We start from the raw sequence: 19,413 nt of genomic DNA, 5'->3' as shown, positions 1-19,413 counted from the left end.
CCAGCGCCGTCGCAGCCGGCCGTACTCCGGTATCAGCTGGCGGGCGCACCGTCTGATCTGGGGTGATGTGCTGCCGCGAGGATGACGAGGACCAGGGTGGGTGCTGTGTGGTCGCGAGTCTGTCGAGGCCGAAAACTGTCGGGACGCCGGCGAGCGCATTGCCTGTCCCATGGTCCGGCGGGGCGCGACGGGCGGTGGTCCGTGCGAGTGGGACGATGGGCGGCGTGTCTGCTGTCCGTCGGTTTCCTGTGGTGGCGGATCTGACGTGGGTGACGGCCGGTGCGATGACCGCGAACGTCGCCGGGTATCTGCTGCAACTGCTGGCCGGGCGGTGGCTGGGCGTCACCGGGTACAGCGAGTTCGCGAGTCTGCTCGCCGTCCAGCTGCTGTGCGCGGTGCCCGCGCTGGCGTTGCAGAACGTGGTGGCCAGGGAACTCGTTCGCGGCGCGGGAACGGCGGCGCTGCGCGGGCTGCAGTGGCGCTGCGCGGTGATCGTCGCCCTGGTGGCCGCGGTGCTGGTGCCGCTGGTCGCCGTCACGTTGCACGCCGGAGTGGCCGCCACCGCGGCGGCACTGGGCGCGGCGCCCGCGCTGGTGCTGTTGTCCGGCGAGCAGGGCGTGCTGCAGGGCAGCAAGCGGTTTCGAGCGCTGGGAGTCGTGCTCGGCGCCGCCGGGGTCGCCCGGGTCGCGCCCGCGCTGATAATCCTCGCGCTGGGCGGCGGCGCGACGATCGCGCTGTGGGCCGCCGCATGCGGCATCGCGACGGCGGCAGTGCTGGCCAGGATCGTCGCAGGTGCGCCGTCCGAGCGCGCCCGAAACGAACCCGGCGAGGTCTCCGCGCCCGGAGTGCTGCCGGTGCTGCGGGCCGCCCAAGTGCAGGCGGCGATGATGGCTCTCTCGTCGGCGGACCTGATCGTGGTCCGGATCGTGCTCGACGACGTGGACGCCAGCCGTTACGCCCTCGGCACCATCGCCACGAAGATCGCCTTCTGGCTGCCGCAGGCGGTCGGTGTCGTGCTCTATCCGCGAATGGCGCAGCCGACGCACTCGGCGAGCGCGATCCGGGCCGCGCTGGCGGTGCTCAGCGGCATCGGTCTCGTCGCCGTGCTCGGGGCCGCGCTGGCCGCGCCGCTCGCCCCGCTGCTCGCGGGCGAGGACTACGCCCCGATCCAGGGCCTGCTGTGGTTGTTCGCGTTGCACGGCGCGCTGCTGGCCGTGCTGCAAGGCGCGGTGCTCTCGGCCATCGCCGTCGACCGCACTTCCCTCGCACTGGTCACCTGGCTGGGCCTGGTCGTCGAAGTCACCCTGATGCTGGCGCTGGCCCGCTCGATTCCGGCGCTGATCACCACGGCGGTATCGGTCGCGGCCACCACCACCGTCGTGGTCGCCGTCATGGTCCTGCGCGCGGCCGACCACACGGCGCGCCCCGAACCGCTGCGCCCGGTCGGCTGACCGAAACGAATTCGGCTCCCCCGCCGGAGGGCGGGGGAGCCGAATTCAGGAACGCTCAGCCGGTCAGGGCTGCTTATCGATCCGAATCTGTTCGGTCGGCGCGTCGTCGGCGCCGCGGTTGACGCGCGGGGCCGGGCTGGTCGGAGCCGAACCGCCCGGACGCTGGAACGGGGCCCCGCCCGCCCGCGCGGGCGTCGGAGCCGAGCCGCCGCGAATGCCGAGAACCACACCGACGATCAGCGCGATCACACCGAGGACGCCCAGGATGATCGGCAGGATCCGGCCGTACAGCGACAGCTTGTCGATGTTCTCCTTGGCCACCGACAGCTGCGACTCGATCGTGTTCTCGTCGAACACCAGGTGCGACTTCAGCGCGGTGACCTCCGGCTTGTCCGCGGTGCGCGAGTAGTAGAGGTGCAGCGCCTCGCCGCCCTTGACGACCGTGCCGGTCTGCGGCTCCACCCACAGGTCACGGGTGTTGGTGTAGTAGCGGGTCATGGTCACCGGGGCATCGCCGCCCTCGACGCCCCACTTGGCGGCGGGCAGGCTCAGCCGGTTTGTCGGCGCCTGCACGACGTCCCAGAGGCTGGTGGCGGGCACCGACATCTGGAAGTGGTAGACCTTCGTGTTGTTGATCTCGGTCTCTTCGATGAAGTTCGCGTCGAAGGTCTTGCGAACGTTGAGATCGAAGTACGGGTAGGTCTTCTTCTCGGTGCCGATCGGGAATCGGTACTGCAGACCGGTGTGCTGCACCGGCTCCGCGATGCTCTGGCCCTCCAGGTTCGCGGTCACCGCGATCGAACCGTTCGGCTGGGTGCTGACGGGCTCACCGGTCACCCGGTCGATGGTCACCCGGTCGACGGTCGCGGTGAGCAGGCCGGTGTCGCCCTGCTTGTCGATGCGCCGCAGCGTCTGGCCCGCCTGCACCGTCATCTGGTGGGCGTCGGCCGGGTCCTCGACGGTGAGGAAGCGCTGCGAGACCAGCGGGACGTTGGTGTCGACCTTCGCCGAGCCTTCCGGAGCGGTCAGCGACTTGGAGTCGAGTACCAGGCTGTCCTCATTCTGCTGGTTCGTCGCGATAGTGGTGATCTCCAAGTCGAGGGGAGTTTTCGCCAGTTTGTCGACGGTGTAGGTCGGGATCATGATTGCGGCGACGATCAGCAACGCGCCGAGACCCACGAGCAGGCAGGCCACCGTCCTTCTGGTACCGGCACTCAGTGCCATGCAAACTCTCCTCGTCGTAGAACACAGGTCGCTCCGGCGAGTACTGCGGGCACGCCGCGGCACTCGTGAGCCCCGACACTAACAGTCCGATGTCGTACCATGCGGCGTCGAGGCCGGAAACGGCCGAGAAATCGCCCGAGTCTAGCGCGAAATCTGAAACGTCGGGTTATCAACTGTGGACCCGCCGAGGCAGACTGGAGCCCGATGACCGCAACCCTGCCCAGCACCGCGCCCGCGACCGAACGGGTGCGCCCCCGCGCGTTCGTGCCTGCCTTGGAAGGCATGCGCGGTATGGCCGCGCTCGGTGTGCTGCTGACCCATGTCGCCTTCCAGACCGGCGCAGCGGGCACGCCGGTCGTCGGACGGGTGTGGGGCCGGTTCGACATGGCGGTGGCGGTGTTCTTCGCACTGTCCGGCTTCCTGCTCTGGCGTCCGCACGCGGCGGCGGCGCGCGGACTCGACAGCGCTCCGCCCGTGGGCTACTACCTGCGGCATCGTGCCGCCCGCATCCTGCCCGCGTACTGGGTGGTGGTGTGCGCGGTCCTGGTGCTGCTGCCAAGCGCCGCCGGAACCGCGGGCCTTCGGGTCTGGGTGTCGAACCTGGCGCTGTTGCAGGTGTTCGTGCCGCTGACGCTCACCGACGGCCTCACGCAGATGTGGAGCCTCTCGGTGGAGGTGGCCTTCTATCTGGTGCTGCCGTTGCTGGCGTTCGCGCTGGTGCGCCTGCGCGGACCGGCGGCGCGGTGGCGGGTGCCGGTGCTGGTCGCCGTCGCCCTCATCAGTCTCGGCTGGAATTTCATTCCGGTCCCGACGCCCGACGCGATCCACGCGGACAACTGGCTGCCCGGATATCTGCCGTGGTTCGCCGCGGGCATGCTCCTCGCGGAGCTCGCCGAACATAGCGTTCGGCTATCACGCTGGTGGAAATTCGGCGGGAATCAGCCCCTGATGTGGGCCGTCGCGGCGGTGGCCTTCCTGCTCGCGGCTACCGATCTGGCCGGTCCGGCGGGTCTGACCCGGGCCGAACCATGGCAGTACGCGGTGAAGATGGGGCTGGGCGCGATCATCGGCTTCGCGCTGCTCGCGCCGCTGGTGCTGCGGGACCCGGACGCGCGCGGGCATCGCTGGCTGGAGTCGCCGGTGGCCGCGACGCTCGGACGCTGGTCCTACGGCATCTTCATCTGGCACCTCGCGGTGCTGTCGATCGTCTTCCCGGTGTTCGGCATCCTGCCCTTCCAGGGCGACTTCGGTTACGTCCTTGTTCTCACGGTCGCCATCACCCTTCCGGTCGCCGCGGCCAGCTATGCGCTGGTGGAGGAGCCGGTGCGGCGCTGGGCTCGCCGCCGGGACCGGGTGCGACGGAGCTCCGAACCCGAGCCCGCGCCCTGATCGGCGGTCCCGCTCGAAGTCAGCCGTCGAGTTGCCGGTGGATGTCCATCAGGTGGTGGCGCAGCTCGTGCAGGGTGTGCACCGCCAGCCAGCGCAGGGAGCGATCCGCGGGTTCGGGGTAGGGGAAGCCGAGGGTGCGTTCCCAATCGTCGTCGCCCAGTCGCTCCAGCACGTTGGCGAACAGCAGGGCGGCGTCACGGATCTGGCGGGCCACGTCGGCGGGGTTCTGCTGGGCGTAGCCGTCGTGCTCGACTCGTTCGTCCCGGCCCATCGCGGTGATGGGCGGGTTGTCCGAACGGCGAGCGGCCAGCACGCGTTCGCGCTGGGCCAGCAGCACATCCCGGACATGGCAGGCGTACTCCAGCGGCGACCACACATCGGGCTTGCCGCGATCGCGCAACTTGACGCTGTCGGCGCCGAGCAGGTCGGCGTATTCCACGGCGTGCTCCCGCGCCAGCGACGGCACGTCGGCCGCCGAAGCCAAGTCGTAGACGAAACCGCATTCGGCACAGGTGTTCACGCGTGGTCACGTTAGCAACGGGTGCCGTTGCGGCGCACGGCGAATGGGCGTCTTGTCCAGCGGCGCCGCCGCGCGTTCGCGCGGGCCGAGGTCGCCGGCCGGCGCGCGGGCCGCGGGTCAGTGCTCTCCGGTCGGCGGATCGGTTTCGTCCGGCCGGATCGCGCCGGGCCGATCGGCGTGTTTCGGCCGAGGCAGCGCCGCGATGCCCACCGCGATGATCGCGAGCACCGCGGGCAGCTGCACCAGCACGGAGCCGCCCATATAACGATCGGGCGAACGCCACGGGCCCGTGGACAGCGCGGCAGCGGACAGCATGGTGCCCATGCCCGCGACGACGACGAGCGCGCGCGGTGTGACAAATCGCGTGAAACGCGTTGCGGCCAAGGCGATCACCGTGGCGGCACCACCCACCGGACCTGCGATCACGGTGGCCGCGCCGGTGAGCCCGATCGCGCCCATCCAGCGACGGCCCCAGGTGCCGGGCACTTCGGTGCTCGAATTCGCCTGGTCGGTAGGCATACCCGCGGCAGGCCGCGCGCGGCGGGGAACGGCCAGCACCGCGAGCGGAAGGAGCAGCAGCAATCCGCCGAAGATGGCGAGGCGATACCACCGGTCGACCGGGAAGGTGATCGTCACCGGGCCGGTGGCATCGGCAGGCAGCAGCCAGGCTTGCTGCCAGCCGTCGACCACCACGGGTTCGAGCACGCGCCCGTCCGCGCTGGTCGCGCGCCATCCGACATTGGTGCTCAGCGGCAGCACGAGCAGGCGGTCGCCCGCGTTCGTCGGCGGTGCGGCGGCGGCTTCCGCCCCGGTTCGGTTCAGGCGCAGGCGATCCACGAAGAAGAGGTCGGTCGGACCGACCGCCACGTCGGCCCGGCCTTGCGGCAGCGTGAGTTCCGGTGTGTCCGCTTCGTCCGTACACACCCGGGCGGGAACCGGCGCCCCGGACCGCAATTCGCCGACGGTGGCGGTGACCGTGGTGCGCAGCGTCCGGCCGCCCGTGTCGATCGTCGGGCCGAGTGCGCACGGGACGGTGATCTCGCGGTCCAGCGCGGCGGCCTCCGGGTAGTCCGGTCCGATGACCGTCACCTCGGCCAGTCCGGGCGGCTGGGTCTGGACGAAACCCAGCGCGGTCTTGTCCAGCACCGGCTGCCAGGTCCGCATGCTCAACTCGATGCGGTCGGTCACCGTGGGATGCAGGGAGATCCGCGTCGGCGCGCCCCGGCCGTCGTCGTCCAGCTCGCGCACCTGCGGGCCGTCGCCGAGGTTGACCGTCACCGAGGTGGGCGCGGCGGGCAGACCGCCGAGCGAGGGAGTCAGTTCGAGGCCGGTCACCAGCGTGGGCTCGGGCAACTCGAGGGTGAGCGTCGGCCTGCCTGCGGTCGGCTCGCGGACCGAGTCCTCCGGTGCGGTCCAGCTCGTGCGCGGATCGCCGTCGGTCGCGGCGAATGCGGCCCCGCGCAGGTCGCCGACGTCGGCCTTGCCCCGGGCCACCGGCCTGGCGTGGTCGGTGAGCAGCGCCTCCAGTGCCGGACCTTGCCGGGTTCGGACGGTCAGTTCCGGGGCGACCGACATCGGTTCCGGGACGGTCAGCGTGCGCTGAAACGCCCCCGGTTCCTCCGGGGCCAAGGCGAGACCTTTACTGCAACGCACCCGGTCGGGCGCGTCGAAACAGGCACTGCGGCCGGGGAATTCCTGACCGAGATCCCATCCCCGCACCGGTGCGCCCGCGGGAGCCGACGGCACCACGGTGCGATGCCTGATGTCGACGCGGACGGGCGCGTTGCGCGTCGAGTAATCGTCCAGCGTGAGTTCGCTGATCCCGAATTGCCCTCCCGAGGAACCGTTCTCGGTGCGAATCGCGGTGATCTTCAGCCACTCGGTGCGGCCTGCGGGGAGCGAAACCGAGACCGGCGCACCGGGTTCGGGCACCCGCACCGAAACGGTGCCGTTCGCGGTGCGCACCTCGATCCATTTGACCGGGTCGCCGATGGCGGCCGAACTGGTGGTCAGGTTCAGTTGCCCGGCCTTGATCGGGTGGTCGAGATCGAGCCGGAGCCATTGGCCGAGGGCGTGCTCGGTGCCGTTGCTGATCCATGCGGTGGACGGATCGCCGTCGACGACGGCCGCGGTGGAACTTCCCGGGGCCGCGCCGCCGAGCTGGGTGGCGTCGGCGGCCGAGCTCGACGCGGTGACAGTGGCGCCCGACCACTCGCCGCGCACCAATTCGGTGCCTGGCACCGGATAGTCGGGGACCAGGTTGAAGGTGCGGCGCGCGTCGTCGGGTGCGCGCAACGCGGAGTTGTGGTTGTCCACCCGGCCGAAATCGGCTTCGCGATCCATCGGCGTATCCGTGACCGTCACCGGGCCGAGCGGCAACCCGGCCTCGGTCGCGTCGGCGGCGAGCAAGGCGGGTGTCCGGGCGAGGCCGGGATCGCGGCGCATCCGCTCGAGCACTTCGGGGCCGCCCTGGATGACCGGGACGTCTCCGAGCGGGACGGTGTACGCGCCGGGGAAAGCCTCGGGCGCGCCGGTGCCGCTACGCACTTCCGCGGGTGTCCCGTGGCCCGGCGCGTCCACCCGGTAGATCTCGATCGCCGGGTACGGCGGGCGCAGGTCACCGTCGGCCACCAGGTCGTCGGCGATCACCACCGATTCGATGGGGTTGCCGAACTCGGCCACCTTGTGCAGCCCGGGCGACCCGTCGAGCGCCTGATGGGCCAGCATCGGCCGGGTCGAGCGGGAGGTCTCCGGATCGAGGTCGTTGCGCAGGACGACGACGCCGATCCCTTGGGCGCTCAGCGTCGCGGCCAGTCCGGCCGATGGCCTGCCGTCGGCGATGAGCCGCTGCACCGAATCCATCGCGCGGATGGTGCCGGGCGGGTTCAGCGGCACCGCGTCGCGGATCGCCCACGGCGTTCGGGCCAGCGCTTGCAGTGGTTCGTCGCGCGTGAGTCCCCAGACCTGACTGCCGAAGGGCGCGCCGGGCACCACCAGGGCGCGCGTATCGGCGGCGTTGTGCTCGAGCCAGTCCGCGGTCTGCTGCCAGTACGCGGGTACCCGGTCGTAGGCGCCGCGCGGGGCGAGTTTGCCGGTCCAGGCCAGCGAGGTGGACAGGGCCAGCGCGGTGAGGATCAGCGCCGCGATCGCGACCGCGCGGTCCCGCTCCGGGTGCGCGAAAGCGCTCCGCCAAGACTTCAGCGGTACCGAGGCGGGCAGCGGAACCCGGGCGAGCAGCTGCGCCAGCCCCAGCACGAGCGGGATGCGGATCAACGGCTCCAGCTTGTGCACGTTGCGCAGCGGGGCGCCGCCGGAGTCCAGGAAGACGCGCACCGACTCCGCGAACGGTCCGCTCAGTTCACCGACGAACCCGGCGCTGATGCCGACCAGCCCGACACACAGGATCAGGACGAGCCTGCCGCGATACGGCATGGACCGCAGGGCCAGCCCCGCCATGCCCGCCGCCGCGACCAGCCCGGTGGCCAGCACCGCCGCGGGCTGGGTGACCAGCACCGCGCCCGCGATGCGTTCCGGCGAGACGAACGGCGTCCAGCTGTCGGTGCCGCGCAGCACCTCGCCGAGCGAGGCCCACTGCGTGGTCACGCCCGAGGACTCGATGTAGTCCAGGAACGGCGGACTCACCTTGCCGAGCAGCAGCAACGGCACCGCCCACCAGAAGGTGGCCAGCACCAGCAGCGGGATCCAGGCGGCGGTGAAGCGCCACCAACGCTGGTTGTAGCGAGAGAAGCCCGCTCGGGCGCCGTCGGACGCAGTCCGTCCACGGCCGGTCACAGGCGAAGCAGCCGCCCACCACAGCAGCGCAGGCAAAAAGGCGGCCACGGTCGCGACCGCGTTGACCGAGCCCATCAGAGCCAGCGCCAGCGCACTGCCCGCGGCGGACTCGGCCCCGCCCCGCCGCCGCTCGCGCCCGGCGACGCCGAGCGCGGCGGGCGCGAGCAGCACCCACGGCGCCAGCATCATCGGCAGCGTCTCCGAGGAGATCGACCCGACGGTGGTCAGCACTCGCGGCGACAACGCGAAGGCGAGCGCGGCGACGACGCGTGAGCCGCGCGTGCCGATGCCGAGCGCCTCGCACAGGCGCACGATCCCCCAGAATCCGGCGAGCAGCAGCAGCGCCCACCAGATCCGCTGCGTCACCCAGGCGGGCACGCCCAGCAGATGGCCGAGCGAGAAGAACGCGCCGTGCGGGAAGAAGTAGCCATAGGCCTGGTTCTGCACCTGACCCATCGGCGCCTGGCTGCTCCACAGATGGCTCGCGCGTTCCAGGAAGCCGAGCGGATTCTGCGCCAGGTCGTATTTCGTGTCGGCGACCGTGAGTCCGGGAGCCTGCACGAAGGTCAGCAGGAACGCCACGACGACGGTCGCGGCGAACCAACGTCTGCCCAGCGGCGCGGTGCTGTGCTGCCCCGGCGCCCCGGACGATCCGAGCGAGTCGGCGGGTGAAGCGGAGGTCAGCGGGTCAGCGGCTGCCGTACTCAACGTTGTTCAGCAGCGAGGAGTCCTTGTCTCCGCTGCGATCGATCTCCGGCCGCGAGTTCTGCTGGACCGCCATGGTGATGAGGAAGACGCTGAGCACGCCCAGCACGGCGCCCGCGACGGCACTCGCAACACCCGGGACAGCAAACTTCATCGCGGTACTCCAATACGTCGATGCAGGCACGTTCCCGGCCAACCTAGCAGGGCGTCCGGTATTTGTATGCGTTCAGGCCGCCGAATCTCCGCTGAACGCGCCCCGGCCGACGCTGGAGCGCCCGACGGACTGCCCGGAAAGCGGCCGCGTCAGCGGGCGGGGAGAGCGCAGTGCAGCGCGCCGAGCAGGGTGCGCAGTTTCGCGGTGGTCTCGTCGAGTTCCGCCTGCGGGTCGGAGGCCGCGACGATGCCGCCGCCCGCGTACGCCCGCACCGCGCGACCGTCGGCCGAGAGTTCCGCGCAGCGGATCGCGACCACCCAGACGCCGTCGCCGTCGGCGTCGCACCAGCCGACGGCGCCGCCGTAGAAGCCGCGGTCGTCCTCGAGGTGCGTGATGGTGTCCAGCGCCAGGCCGGTGGGGGTGCCGCAGACCGCGGGCGTTGGGTGCAGCAGCAGCGCCAGGTCCAATGCCGTGATCGTGCTGTCGCGCAGCCGCCCGGTGACGGGTGTCGCCAGATGCCACACCTCATGGGTGCTGATCAGTTCCGGGCTCTCCGGAATCGACAGCTCGGCGCAGACCGGCGCGAGCCGCTCGCGGATCCAGTCGATCACGAAGGCGTGCTCGTCCCGATTCTTGGTGCTCGCCAGCAGTTCCCCGGCCTGAGCGGCGTCGGCTTCCGGATCGGCTCGCCGTGGCGCGGTGCCCGCCAGTGGGCGCAGCGTCACCGTGTCGCCCTGCCGGGCGATCAGCACTTCGGGCGTCGCGCCGACCAGCGTCGCACCGGGGCGTCCGGCGGGGGTGAGATCGACCGCGAAGACGTTCGCGTGCGGATGCCGGGTCAGCAGGTGTCCCGCGACGACTTCCGGGTCGAGCGCGGACTGCGCCTCGGCCAGCACCGACCGCGCCGCGACCACTTTGCGCAGCGGTTGTGCGGGATCGTTGAGCTGCTCGACCAACTTGGTCACCCGCGCCACATGTTCGGCCGGGCTCGGGACCTCGGTCACCACGCGCACCGGCGGCAGCTCGGGCAACGCGGCGGGCCGCCATGGACCAGCGGTGTGCACGGCGCGCTCCGGCACGCTCAGCGCGGCAGGCTCCCGTGGATCGAAGGGCAGCGCGCCGACGACCAGCCGCGCACTGCCGTCCAGCAGCGCCGCCCGCGCTCGTCGCGCGTCGTCGAAGCAGACCCGGGTCCCGTGACCACGAACAACCCCGTCGGCCCGGGCAAGCAGGAACCCATCCATGCCCCCAACGTAACCCCGTCGCCGCGCCCCACAGCGGTGGAGCGATCCATATCTCACGCGAGTGCGATCACGAGTTCTTGCCGGGCGGGACGAGCAGGACCGGGCGGTGACAATGCTTGAGGACGGCGTCCGCGACGCTGCTGTGCAGCAGCGCGCGGATGCCGGTGGCGCCACGGGTGCCTGCCACGATGATGTCGACGTCCAGTTCGTCGGCGCAGTCGACGATGGCGTTCCAGATGGTGGTGGCGCATTCGGCGGTGCGCGCCTCGGCGTTGAGACCCACCAGTTCGGCCAGCCGCACGCCCTCGGCGTTGATGGCGCGCGCGTCGACGTAGGCGATGTCCTCGATCTCGTCGTCCGGCACCCATTCCGGTTGCATCACTCCCGACAGCCCGGACAGGCGAGCCGCTTGCCGCACCATGGGCTCCCAGGCGGTGAGCACGATGGCCCGGTCGGCGGTGAGGAATCGCCCGGCGTATTCGACAGCGCGCTTGGCGTTCTCGGAGCCGTCGTAGGCGATGAGCATCAGATCGCAGGGCACGATGACCTCCTGGAAAGGACGCACGGCGACACCTCGAGATTACCCCTGGAGGCCCGCGTCGAGCGCTTGTTTTCGGGGGTCTACCTGCGGGTTCGCGGCCGCACCCGAGTTGCCTGCTCGGTAGGGACGTAGCGACTGCGGTCGCGCACGTCGCGGCGAGTACGGTTGACCTCTATGCGGAAGACGCCTCTGCTCGTCCTCGCCGTACTCGCCGCGGTCGCGACCGCCTGCTCGAACGGTGGCTCCACCGAGTCGGCCCCATCGAGCACAACCACCACCACGGACGCGACCACCGCCGCGGTCCCCGTCACCAGCTCGGCGCCGCCGGACTGCAACGCGGGATACCTCGCGCAGTTCACCACCCGCCAGAAGCTCGCCCAGTTGCTGACGGTCGGCGTCACCGGTGCGGCCGACGCCACGAACGTGGTGCGCAACGAGCAGATCGGCGGCATCTTCGTGGGCGGCTGGACCGACCAGGCGCTGCTCGCCTCCGGCCAGATCGAGCAGGTGAAGCAGGCTGCCAAGGTGCCGCTGATAGTGACCATCGATGAGGAGGGCGGCCGGGTCTCGCGGGTGCGCGACCTGATCGGCGCGGCGCCCTCGGCGCGGCAGACGGCGCAGACCATGAGCCCCGATGAGTTTTATAGTGCGACGCTGACCAGGGGTCGCGCGCTGAAGAATCTCGGTGTGACGGTGGATTTCGCTCCCGACGTCGACGTCAGTTCCCAGCCGGACGACTCCGTCATCGGCGACCGCTCCTTCTCCGACGACCCGGACGTGGTCACCCGCTACGCGGACGCCTACATCCGCGCCATGCGCGAGGTCGGCGTCGGCACGGTGATGAAGCACTTCCCCGGTCACGGATCCGGTTCGGGCGACTCGCACACCGGCGCGGTGCGCACCCCGCCGCTGGACCAGATGCAGAACACGGACCTGGTGCCGTTCCGCAACCTGATCGGCTCGGGCGCGGCCGTCATGGTCGGTCACCTCGACGTGCCCGGATTGACCACACCCAACGTCCCGGCCAGCATCAGCCCGGAAGCGATGCGTTTGCTGCGCGAGGGCACCGGCTACGGAGCCGCGCCGTTCCAGGGACCGATCTTCACCGACGATCTCGGTGGCATGGCCGCGATCACCAGCCGGATGTCGATCGAGGACGCCGTCGAGGCCGCATTGGTCGCCGGCGCGGACAGCGCCTTGTGGATCACCACCGACGCGGTGCCCCAGGTGCTCGACCGGCTGGAGCAGGCGGTTTCGAGTGGGCGGCTGCCGATGGCCCAGGTGGATGCTTCGGTGTTGCGGTTGGCCGCGTACAAAGGTGCGTTGCCGCGCTGCTGAGGCGCGCCGCACGGTCGGGTCGGGCGACTGGTGAGCAAATCGGACCGCCGGAACTTACCTTGGAGTAATATATGAGATTCACCTGTGGTAGGAGTGTGGATGGCGGGCGGTACGAAGCGGCTTCCGCGGGCGGTACGCGAGCAGCAGATGCTCGACGCCGCCGTGGAGGTCTTCTCGCGTAAAGGCTTCCACGACACGTCGATGGACGCGATCGCCGCCGAGGCGAAGATCTCGAAGCCGATGCTGTATCTGTACTACGGCTCCAAGGACGAACTGTTCCGCGCCTGCATCCAGCGCGAGGGGCTGCGGTTCATCGAATCCGTCGCGCCCGCGGGCAACCCGCTGCTCACGCCGCACGAGCAGGTGCGCACCGCGCTGGAGGGCTTCCTCGGCTTCGTCGACCGCAACCGGCGCTCCTGGCAAGTGCTCTACCGGCAGGCCATCGGCCAGCAGGCGTTCGCCTCGGAGATCGAGAACGCGCGCGAACGCGTCATCGAGCTGACCGCAAAACTGCTGGAGTCCAGCGCCAAGCACGCCGAGCCGGGGACGAACTTCGACGTCGTCGCGGTCGCCGTGATCGGCGCGGGCGAGGCCATCGCCGACCGGCTGGCCAGCGGCCGGATCGAGGTCGCCGAGGCCGTCGACCTGCTCGACGATCTGGCCTGGCGCGGTCTCGCCGGCCGGAAGAAAACCGAGTAGCCCGCCCATCGCCCGGATCGGTTGCTTCCGCGCCGCCCCCCTGCCAAAGTGCGTGAGTTCGCACAGCGCGGACCGGCTCGTCCGAAGAGCCGGGGAGAAACGGGGCGGAATTGTTCGGGTTGCTCAGGCCGTGTGCGCACGGCGCTCAGAAGTATGGAATCGATGCGGCCGAATGGCGGGCGCATCTGTGCGGTTTGTGTCTCGGCTTGCGCGACGGGCACGGTCAGCTCGCCCGCGCCACCACCAACAAGGACGCGCTGGTGCTGAGCATGCTCACCGAGGCCCAGTCCGGACCGGCGGCACGCACCACCGCGGCGCCGTGCCCGCTGCGCGGAATGCGCCGCGCGTCGGTGGTCGCCGCAGGCGCGCCCGGCGTCCAGCTCGCCACCACCGCGTCGTTGTTGTTGGCTGCGGCCAAGATTCGCGATCACGTGGACGACGGTGAGGTGGTCGCGCTCGCGCGCGGGCCGCTGGCGAAAGCCGCGACGCGATGGCACCGCGAGGCTCGCGCGGGCGCGGACCGGATCGGTCTGGACGTCGAACCGCTCGTCGCGGCGCTCGCCGCGCAGGTGCGTTTGGAGCAGGAGGCGAAGGAGCTGGTCGCCGTGGGCGGGGCTGGTTTCGCGCCGGAATCCCTTGCCCATTCCTCGCATTGGCGTTCCGCGATGTCGCCGTCGGCCGACCCGATCGACCGGTTGACCGCACCCACTCAGCTGTGCGCGTCGGAGTTCTTCGCCCACACAGCCGTCTTGGCCGACCGCACGGACAACGTCGACGCGCTGCGGGAGGCGGGATGGCAGTTCGGCCGGATCGCGCATCTAGCCGACGCCGTAACCGACTATGACGATGACGCCGCCCACGACCGCTTCAACCCTCTCGCGGCTACTGGAACCAGCCTGCCCGAGGCCTACGACCTGATGCGGCAGTCGAATTCGCGCCTGCGCGCGGCCGTCGCGGCGGCCGAACTCAGCCGGGTTCCCACCGTACGCTGGATGCTGCTCGACCCGCTGACCGCGGTGCTGCGGCGGCTCGGCGGCGGGCTCGGCGCGTTCGCCGCCCACACTTGCTCGGTGTCGCCCGAAGGGGCCGACATCCGCGCCCACGCGCACGGAACCCGCCACCGCCCGCCGACCCGCCGCCCTGGCATCGGTGAATCTCTCGCGCTCATCCTGGGCGCTTACTGCACCGGCTACGCGTGCTGCGCCGACCACACGCAACCGTGTACGGGCGAACGCAAGGACGCGTGGATCAAGAACTGCGACTGCGGAGATTGCGGAGATTGCGGCGGGTGTGATTGCAGTTGTTGCGATTGCGGGGATTGCAATTGCTGCGACTGCGGTTGCGACTGCTGATCCGTGCTGGAGCGGCGAGCCGGCCGCTCCCGTGCGAAAGGCACGGCCGATCTCGCTGAAAAGCGCGAAGCCGCATCCTGATTCGTGGGAATCGGGATGCGGCTTCGCGGAACGTTCAGCGCAGGGTCGCCGTCAGGTGCGGGTACCCCTTCTTCGGGTGGAGCAGCGCCAGATCCCAACCGCCTTCGACCTGATCGGCATACAGGTTGACGGCGGAGGGCAGCAGGATCGGCTTGCCGAACTTGACCGAGTACGTGGTCTGCTCCGGAATGCGTCCCTCGACCGCCCCTAGAATCGTCGCCGCCGACCACATGCCGTGGGCGATCGATCGCGAGAAGCCGAACGCCTTGGCGCCCAATGCCGAAGTGTGGATCGGATTGTGGTCACCGGACGCGGCCGCGTACCGGGTGATCGTCTTCTGATCCACCCGCAGGGTGCGCAGCGGCGGCGGCGGAACCTCCTCCGGTTTGGGCTCCGGTTTCGGCCCGCCCGACAGCGAGGTGCGCTGCTGGTGCAGGAACGTGGTGACCTGGTGCCACACCTGCTCCCGGCCCACCTTCACATCGCTAATCGCGTCCACGAGCAGGCCCTTCGGGTGCTCGCGCAGGTTCTCGATGTGGGTGCGGATGTCCAGCGGCTCGCTCACCGAGATCTCGCGGGTGCGCTCGATGACGTTCTGCGCGTGCACCGCGCCCACCGCCACGAACGGGAAGTCCCGCGCCACCACCAGTTGCATCGCCAGCGGGAAGGTGAGGATGAACGGGTAGGTCAGCGGCAGCGCGTCGCCGAACCGCAGCCCCGTCGCGCGGCAGTAGGCGGCCAGATGATCCGGGTCCACCCGCAGCCCGTCGAGCCGGACGGCCCGGTCCGGCAGCGTCGGCTTGCGCGCCGACAGCAGCGGCACCGCGCCGAGCGCCGCCTTGACGAACAGGCGGTTGTTCTTCGGCGGTTCGGTGAGGGCGATCACCTGGGTCTTCTCCTTGCCTGCCGGAGCCTGGGCCATCATGCTCCGATCAGGCTCTGTCCGCAGACCCGCACGACGTTGCCGGTCACCGCGCTCGACGCCGGGCTCGCGAAGTAGGCGATGGTCTCGGCGACGTCGACGGTCTGGCCGCCCTGCAGCAGCGAACTCATCAGCCGGCCCGCTTCCCTGGTGGCCAGCGGGATGGCGGCGGTCATCGCGGTCTCGATGAAACCCGGCGCGACGGCGTTGATGGTGATGTTCTTCTCCGCCAGCTTCGGCGCCTCCGCGTTCACCATGCCGATGACGCCCGCCTTGGACGCGCCGTAGTTGGTCTGCCCGCGGTTACCCGCGATGCCCGCGATCGAGGACACGTCGATCACGCGACCGCCCTCCTTCAGCGCGCCCTTGGCCACCAGCCCCTCGGTGATCCGGTGCGGAGCGGCCAGGTTGACGTTGATGACCGCGTTCCAGCGGCCCTCGTCCATGTTCGCCAGCAGCTTGTCCCGGGTGATGCCCGCGTTGTGCACGACGATATCGATGCCGCCGAAACGTTCGGTGGCGAACTCGGCCAGCTTCTCCGCCGCGTCGGGCGCGGTGACGTCGAGCGCGAGCGCGGTGCCGCCCACCTTGTTCGCGGTCTGCGACAGCGCCTCGCCCGCCGCCGGGATGTCGGCCACGATCACCTGGGCCCCGTCGCGGGCGAACACCTCGGCGATGGTGGCGCCGATGCCGCGCGCGGCGCCGGTCACCACCGCGACCTTGCCGTCCAGCGGGCGGTCCCAGTCGGCGGGCGCGCTCGCGTCGTCCTTGCCGACCCGGATGACCTGGCCGTCGACGAACGCCGACTTGGCCGAGAGCAGGAAGCGCAGGGTCGACTCCAGGCCGGTCGCCGCCGCGGACGCCTCCGGGTGCAAATAGACCAGCTGGGCGGTCGAGCCGCGCAGCAGTTCCTTGGCCACCGAGCGGGTGAAGCCCTCCAGTGCGCGCTGCGCGATCTGCTCGTCGATGCCGGAAGCCAGCTCGGGAGTGGTGCCGATGACCACGATGCGTCCGGAGGAGGTGAGGCTGCGCAGGGCGGGCTGGAAGAACTCGAACAGTTGCGAGAGGTCCTCGATGGCGCCGACGCCGGTGGCGTCGAATACCAGGGCGCCGTACTTGGTGCCCTGGCTCAGCGCGTCGGCGAAGGTGTAGTCCGACAGCAGGGCGCGCACCGGCTCGGCGACGCGGCCCTTGCCGCCGATCAGCACCGGCCCGGACAGCGGCGGCTCGCCTTTGACGTAGCGGCGCAGCTTCTCCGGCTTCGGAAGGCCGAGCTTGCCGGCCAGGAACGCGCCAGGCGCGGAGTGTACGAACGATCCATAGAGGTTGGGAGCACCCTTGCTCTTGCTGGCTGCCACTATTCCTACCTTTTCTGAGTTCTGGCTCTCGGGTCTGGGGTATCGCCCCGGCGTGGTCTGCTGGCGCACTTTTGCGGGGGTATGTGTCGACATTAAACTTACTCCAGAGTAAGTTTAATGTAAACAACCGCGACGGGGCGCCGAGCAGCGCGGAGATATCCGTGCTCCACCGGGCCGCCGGGACACCCATCCACGAGACCTTGGAGACTCGAGTGACTAGCAAAGCCCGTTCGGCGAAGAGTGCCGCCAAGACCGGTAGGACCACCCGCCCGGTCGCGATCGTCGGTGGCAACCGGATTCCGTTCGCTCGCTCCGACAAGGCGTACGCGCACGCCTCCAACCAGGACATGTTCACCGCCGCGCTGGACGGGCTGGTCAGCCGTTTCGGCCTGCAGGGCGAGCGGCTCGGCATGGTCGTCGGCGGCGCCGTGCTCAAGCGAGTCGGCGAGCACGGCCTGATCCGGGAGAGCGTGCTCGGCAGCAAGCTCAGCCCCTACACCCCGGCGCACGACCTGCAGCTGGCCTGCGGCACCGGACTGCAGGCGATCGTCACCGTCGGCGACGCGATCGCCGCGGGCCGGATCGAAGCAGGCGTCGGCGGCGGTACCGATACCACCTCCGACGCCCCGATCGGCGTCAGCGAGGGCATGCGCGAGTGGATGCTCGACGCCAACCGCGCCAAGACCAACAAAGACCGCCTCAAGCTGGTCGGCCAGCTGCGCCCGAGCATGCTCGGCATCGAGATCCCGCGCAACGCCGAGCCGCGCACCGGGCTGTCCATGGGCGAGCACGCCGCCATCACCGCCAAGGAATTCGGCATCCCGCGCGAGGCGCAGGACGAGCTGGCCTATCTGTCGCACAAGAACATGGCGGCCGCCTACGACCGCGGTTTCTTCGATGACCTGATCACGCCGTTCCTCGGCCTGACCCGCGACGACAACCTGCGGCCGAATTCCTCGATCGAGAAGCTGGCGACGCTGAAGCCGGTCTTCGGCGTCAAAGCCGGTGACGCGACCATGACCGCGGGCAACTCCACCCCGCTCACCGACGGCGCCTCCGCGGTGCTGCTGTCCAGCGAGGAGTGGGCCGCCGAGCGCAAGCTGCCCGTACTGGCGCACCTGGTGGACAGCGAGGTCGCCGCGGTCGACTACATCCACGGCCCCGACGGCCTGCTGATGGCCCCGACCTACGCGGTGCCGCGCCTGCTCGCCCGCAACGGCCTGACCTTGCAGGACTTCGACTACTACGAGATCCACGAGGCGTTCGCCTCGGTGGTGCTGGCCACCCTGACCGCGTGGGAGTCCGACGCCTACTGCAAGGAGCGCCTCGGCCTCGACGGCGCGCTGGGCTCGATCGATCGCAGCAAGCTGAACGTCAACGGATCGTCGCTGGCCGCGGGTCACCCGTTCGCCGCGACCGGCGGCCGTATCGTCGCCGCCACCGCGAAGCAGCTGGCCGAGAAGGGCTCCGGCCGCGCGCTGATCTCCATCTGCGCCGCGGGTGGCCAGGGCGTCGTGGCGATCCTCGAGCGCTGACCGATCGCACACCGCGAGGTGGTCCGACCGGAATTCCGGTCGGACCACCTGCGCCCTACTCGCCGGGCAGCTCGAGGTGCCCGCCGAACGCTTTGCGCATCGCCGAGAGCACTTTGTCCGCGTACACCGCTTCGCCCCGCGAGGAGAATCGCGCGAACAAAGCCGAAGCCAGCACAGGGACGGGCACGCCGGTGTCGATGGCGGCATCGACCGTCCAGCGACCCTCGCCGGAATCGGATACCCGGCCGCTGTAGGAATCCAGGCTCGGGTCCGCGTGCAGCGCGGCCGCGGTGAGGTCCAGCAGCCAGGACGCGACCACCGACCCCCGCCGCCACACCTCGGTGATCTCGGGGATGTCCAGGTCGTACCGGTAGTACTCGGGATGTTCCAGGGGCGTCTCCTCCGCGGAGAACTCGCCCGTGTGCTCGGCGCCGTAGTTGGCCCGGCGCAGGACGTTCAGCCCTTCGGCGTAGGCGGCCATCGCCCCGTACTCGATGCCGTTGTGCACCATTTTCACGAAGTGGCCCGCCCCTACCGGTCCGCAGTGCAGATAACCCAGCTCGGCCGTGGACGGCTCGCCGCCGCGTCCCGGCGTCCGCTCCGCCGCTCCGAGGCCAGGCGCGATGGATTTCAGCAGTGGGTCCAGGTGCTTCACCGGCTCGGATTCGCCGCCGATCATCAGGCAGAAGCCGCGAGTCCGCCCGAAAACCCCGCCCGAAGTGCCGATGTCCACGTAGTGGATGCCCTTGGGCCGCAAGCGCTCGGCGCGCACGAGGTCCTCGTGGTAGCGGCTGTTGCCGCCGTCGATGACGATGTCGCCCGGTTCGAGCAGCTCGGCGACCTGCTCGATCACCGCACCGGTGGCCCCGGCGGGGATCATCACCCACACCACGCGCGGCGTCTCCAGCATGCCGACGAACTCGGTGAGGTCGGTGCTGCCCCGGAAGCCGTCCCCGAGCTCGGCGCGCAGTTCGTCGATGTGCGCGGAGCGACGTTCGTATCCGACGGCGGTGTGTCCGTCCCCGACGATGCGGCGCACGATGTTGGCGCCCATCCGGCCGAGGCCGATCATTCCCAGCTGCATGCCATCCATCTCCCTCGTGTAGCC

The 19,413-nt window shown here is 70.3% G+C and carries 15 protein-coding genes; 6 read left to right on the top strand and 9 right to left on the bottom strand.

The window, feature by feature from the left end; genetic code table 11:
- Window positions 1-215 precede the first annotated feature (215 nt).
- Window positions 216-1,451 carry a polysaccharide biosynthesis protein gene (locus ACL03I_RS02260; RefSeq protein WP_412805047.1) on the top strand — a complete coding sequence of 412 codons (1,236 nt, stop codon included), beginning with the start codon at window positions 216-218 and terminating at the stop codon, window positions 1,449-1,451.
- 63 nt (window positions 1,452-1,514) lie between these two features.
- Here the strand turns inward: ACL03I_RS02260 and ACL03I_RS02255 are convergent, their stop codons facing one another.
- Entirely contained in the window at window positions 1,515-2,675 is a 1,161-nt protein-coding gene (locus tag ACL03I_RS02255; protein ID WP_355071356.1) for a PorA family protein, read from the bottom strand.
- 204 nt (window positions 2,676-2,879) lie between these two features.
- Here ACL03I_RS02255 and ACL03I_RS02250 point away from each other — a divergent pair, with 204 nt between their 5' ends.
- Window positions 2,880-4,064 carry an acyltransferase family protein gene (locus ACL03I_RS02250; RefSeq protein ID WP_356962966.1) on the top strand — a complete coding sequence of 395 codons (1,185 nt, stop codon included), beginning with the start codon at window positions 2,880-2,882 and terminating at the stop codon, window positions 4,062-4,064.
- A gap of 19 nt (window positions 4,065-4,083) precedes the next feature.
- On the opposite strand, the gene ACL03I_RS02245 is transcribed toward ACL03I_RS02250, so the two are convergent.
- The 5 genes from ACL03I_RS02245 to ACL03I_RS02225 all read right to left on the bottom strand — a co-directional run bounded on the left by ACL03I_RS02245 (window position 4,084) and on the right by ACL03I_RS02225 (window position 11,020).
- A complete protein-coding gene (locus ACL03I_RS02245; RefSeq protein WP_412805046.1) occupies window positions 4,084-4,584 on the bottom strand; it encodes a DinB family protein in 501 nt (166 codons plus the stop codon).
- Window positions 4,585-4,701: 117 nt separating this feature from the next.
- Window positions 4,702-9,084, bottom strand: a complete 4,383-nt coding sequence (locus ACL03I_RS02240) for an alpha-(1->3)-arabinofuranosyltransferase (protein WP_412805045.1) — start codon at window positions 9,082-9,084, stop codon at window positions 4,702-4,704.
- Window positions 9,065-9,235 (bottom strand): DUF2613 domain-containing protein, encoded by a 171-nt coding sequence (locus ACL03I_RS02235; protein ID WP_083880942.1) that lies wholly within the window; start codon window positions 9,233-9,235, stop codon window positions 9,065-9,067. Before ACL03I_RS02235 ends, ACL03I_RS02240 begins: the two co-directional genes overlap by 20 nt.
- A gap of 149 nt (window positions 9,236-9,384) precedes the next feature.
- The gene (locus ACL03I_RS02230; protein ID WP_355071360.1) at window positions 9,385-10,479 is read right to left on the bottom strand and encodes an isochorismate synthase; all 1,095 of its coding nucleotides are present in this window, start codon (window positions 10,477-10,479) and stop codon (window positions 9,385-9,387) included.
- A 67-nt stretch (window positions 10,480-10,546) separates the two neighbouring features.
- Window positions 10,547-11,020: a universal stress protein gene (locus tag ACL03I_RS02225; RefSeq protein ID WP_364424870.1), complete on the bottom strand. Its 474-nt coding sequence runs from the start codon at window positions 11,018-11,020 to the stop codon at window positions 10,547-10,549.
- Between the two features lie 174 nt (window positions 11,021-11,194).
- Between ACL03I_RS02225 and ACL03I_RS02220 the strand changes: the two genes are divergently transcribed.
- The 3 genes from ACL03I_RS02220 (at window position 11,195) to ACL03I_RS02210 (ending at window position 14,409) form a co-directional block, all read left to right on the top strand.
- A complete protein-coding gene (locus ACL03I_RS02220; protein WP_355071361.1) occupies window positions 11,195-12,358 on the top strand; it encodes a glycoside hydrolase family 3 N-terminal domain-containing protein in 1,164 nt (387 codons plus the stop codon).
- A gap of 99 nt (window positions 12,359-12,457) precedes the next feature.
- Window positions 12,458-13,057: a TetR/AcrR family transcriptional regulator gene (locus ACL03I_RS02215; RefSeq protein WP_040870930.1), complete on the top strand. Its 600-nt coding sequence runs from the start codon at window positions 12,458-12,460 to the stop codon at window positions 13,055-13,057.
- Between the two features lie 110 nt (window positions 13,058-13,167).
- Window positions 13,168-14,409 (top strand): DUF5685 family protein, encoded by a 1,242-nt coding sequence (locus ACL03I_RS02210; RefSeq protein ID WP_356962961.1) that lies wholly within the window; start codon window positions 13,168-13,170, stop codon window positions 14,407-14,409.
- Window positions 14,410-14,524: 115 nt separating this feature from the next.
- On the opposite strand, the gene ACL03I_RS02205 is transcribed toward ACL03I_RS02210, so the two are convergent.
- The gene (locus ACL03I_RS02205) at window positions 14,525-15,415 is read right to left on the bottom strand and encodes a MaoC family dehydratase (protein WP_355071364.1); all 891 of its coding nucleotides are present in this window, start codon (window positions 15,413-15,415) and stop codon (window positions 14,525-14,527) included.
- Window positions 15,412-16,770, bottom strand: a complete 1,359-nt coding sequence (locus tag ACL03I_RS02200; protein WP_412805044.1) for a 3-oxoacyl-ACP reductase — start codon at window positions 16,768-16,770, stop codon at window positions 15,412-15,414. Before ACL03I_RS02200 ends, ACL03I_RS02205 begins: the two co-directional genes overlap by 4 nt.
- Window positions 16,771-16,982: 212 nt before the next feature.
- Between ACL03I_RS02200 and ACL03I_RS02195 the strand changes: the two genes are divergently transcribed.
- Window positions 16,983-18,305, top strand: coding sequence for an acetyl-CoA C-acetyltransferase (locus ACL03I_RS02195; RefSeq protein ID WP_355071367.1), 1,323 nt, complete (start codon window positions 16,983-16,985; stop codon window positions 18,303-18,305).
- Between the two features lie 55 nt (window positions 18,306-18,360).
- Here the strand turns inward: ACL03I_RS02195 and gnd are convergent, their stop codons facing one another.
- Window positions 18,361-19,389 carry a phosphogluconate dehydrogenase (NAD(+)-dependent, decarboxylating) gene (gene gnd / locus ACL03I_RS02190; RefSeq protein ID WP_355071369.1) on the bottom strand — a complete coding sequence of 343 codons (1,029 nt, stop codon included), beginning with the start codon at window positions 19,387-19,389 and terminating at the stop codon, window positions 18,361-18,363.
- Between the last annotated feature and the right edge of the window lie 24 nt (window positions 19,390-19,413).

The sequence above is a fragment of the Nocardia sichangensis genome, from assembly GCF_047200615.1.
In the GTDB taxonomy this organism is placed as follows: Bacteria; Actinomycetota; Actinomycetes; order Mycobacteriales; family Mycobacteriaceae; genus Nocardia; species Nocardia sichangensis.
This window is presented reverse-complemented; position numbering and strand designations above follow the sequence as displayed.

What these genes read in the sequence shown, in the direction of transcription:
- gnd (WP_355071369.1), bottom strand. Translation starts at nt 19,389, where the DNA reads ATGCAGCTGGGAATGATCGGCCTCGGCCGGATGGGCGCCAACATCGTG.
- ACL03I_RS02205 (WP_355071364.1), bottom strand. Translation starts at nt 15,415, where the DNA reads ATGATGGCCCAGGCTCCGGCAGGCAAGGAGAAGACCCAGGTGATCGCC.
- ACL03I_RS02215 (WP_040870930.1), top strand. Translation starts at nt 12,458, where the DNA reads ATGGCGGGCGGTACGAAGCGGCTTCCGCGGGCGGTACGCGAGCAGCAG.
- ACL03I_RS02255 (WP_355071356.1), bottom strand. Translation starts at nt 2,675, where the DNA reads ATGGCACTGAGTGCCGGTACCAGAAGGACGGTGGCCTGCCTGCTCGTG.
- ACL03I_RS02260 (WP_412805047.1), top strand. Translation starts at nt 216, where the DNA reads ATGGGCGGCGTGTCTGCTGTCCGTCGGTTTCCTGTGGTGGCGGATCTG.
- ACL03I_RS02230 (WP_355071360.1), bottom strand. Translation starts at nt 10,479, where the DNA reads ATGGATGGGTTCCTGCTTGCCCGGGCCGACGGGGTTGTTCGTGGTCAC.
- ACL03I_RS02235 (WP_083880942.1), bottom strand. Translation starts at nt 9,235, where the DNA reads ATGAAGTTTGCTGTCCCGGGTGTTGCGAGTGCCGTCGCGGGCGCCGTG.
- ACL03I_RS02220 (WP_355071361.1), top strand. Translation starts at nt 11,195, where the DNA reads ATGCGGAAGACGCCTCTGCTCGTCCTCGCCGTACTCGCCGCGGTCGCG.
- ACL03I_RS02250 (WP_356962966.1), top strand. Translation starts at nt 2,880, where the DNA reads ATGACCGCAACCCTGCCCAGCACCGCGCCCGCGACCGAACGGGTGCGC.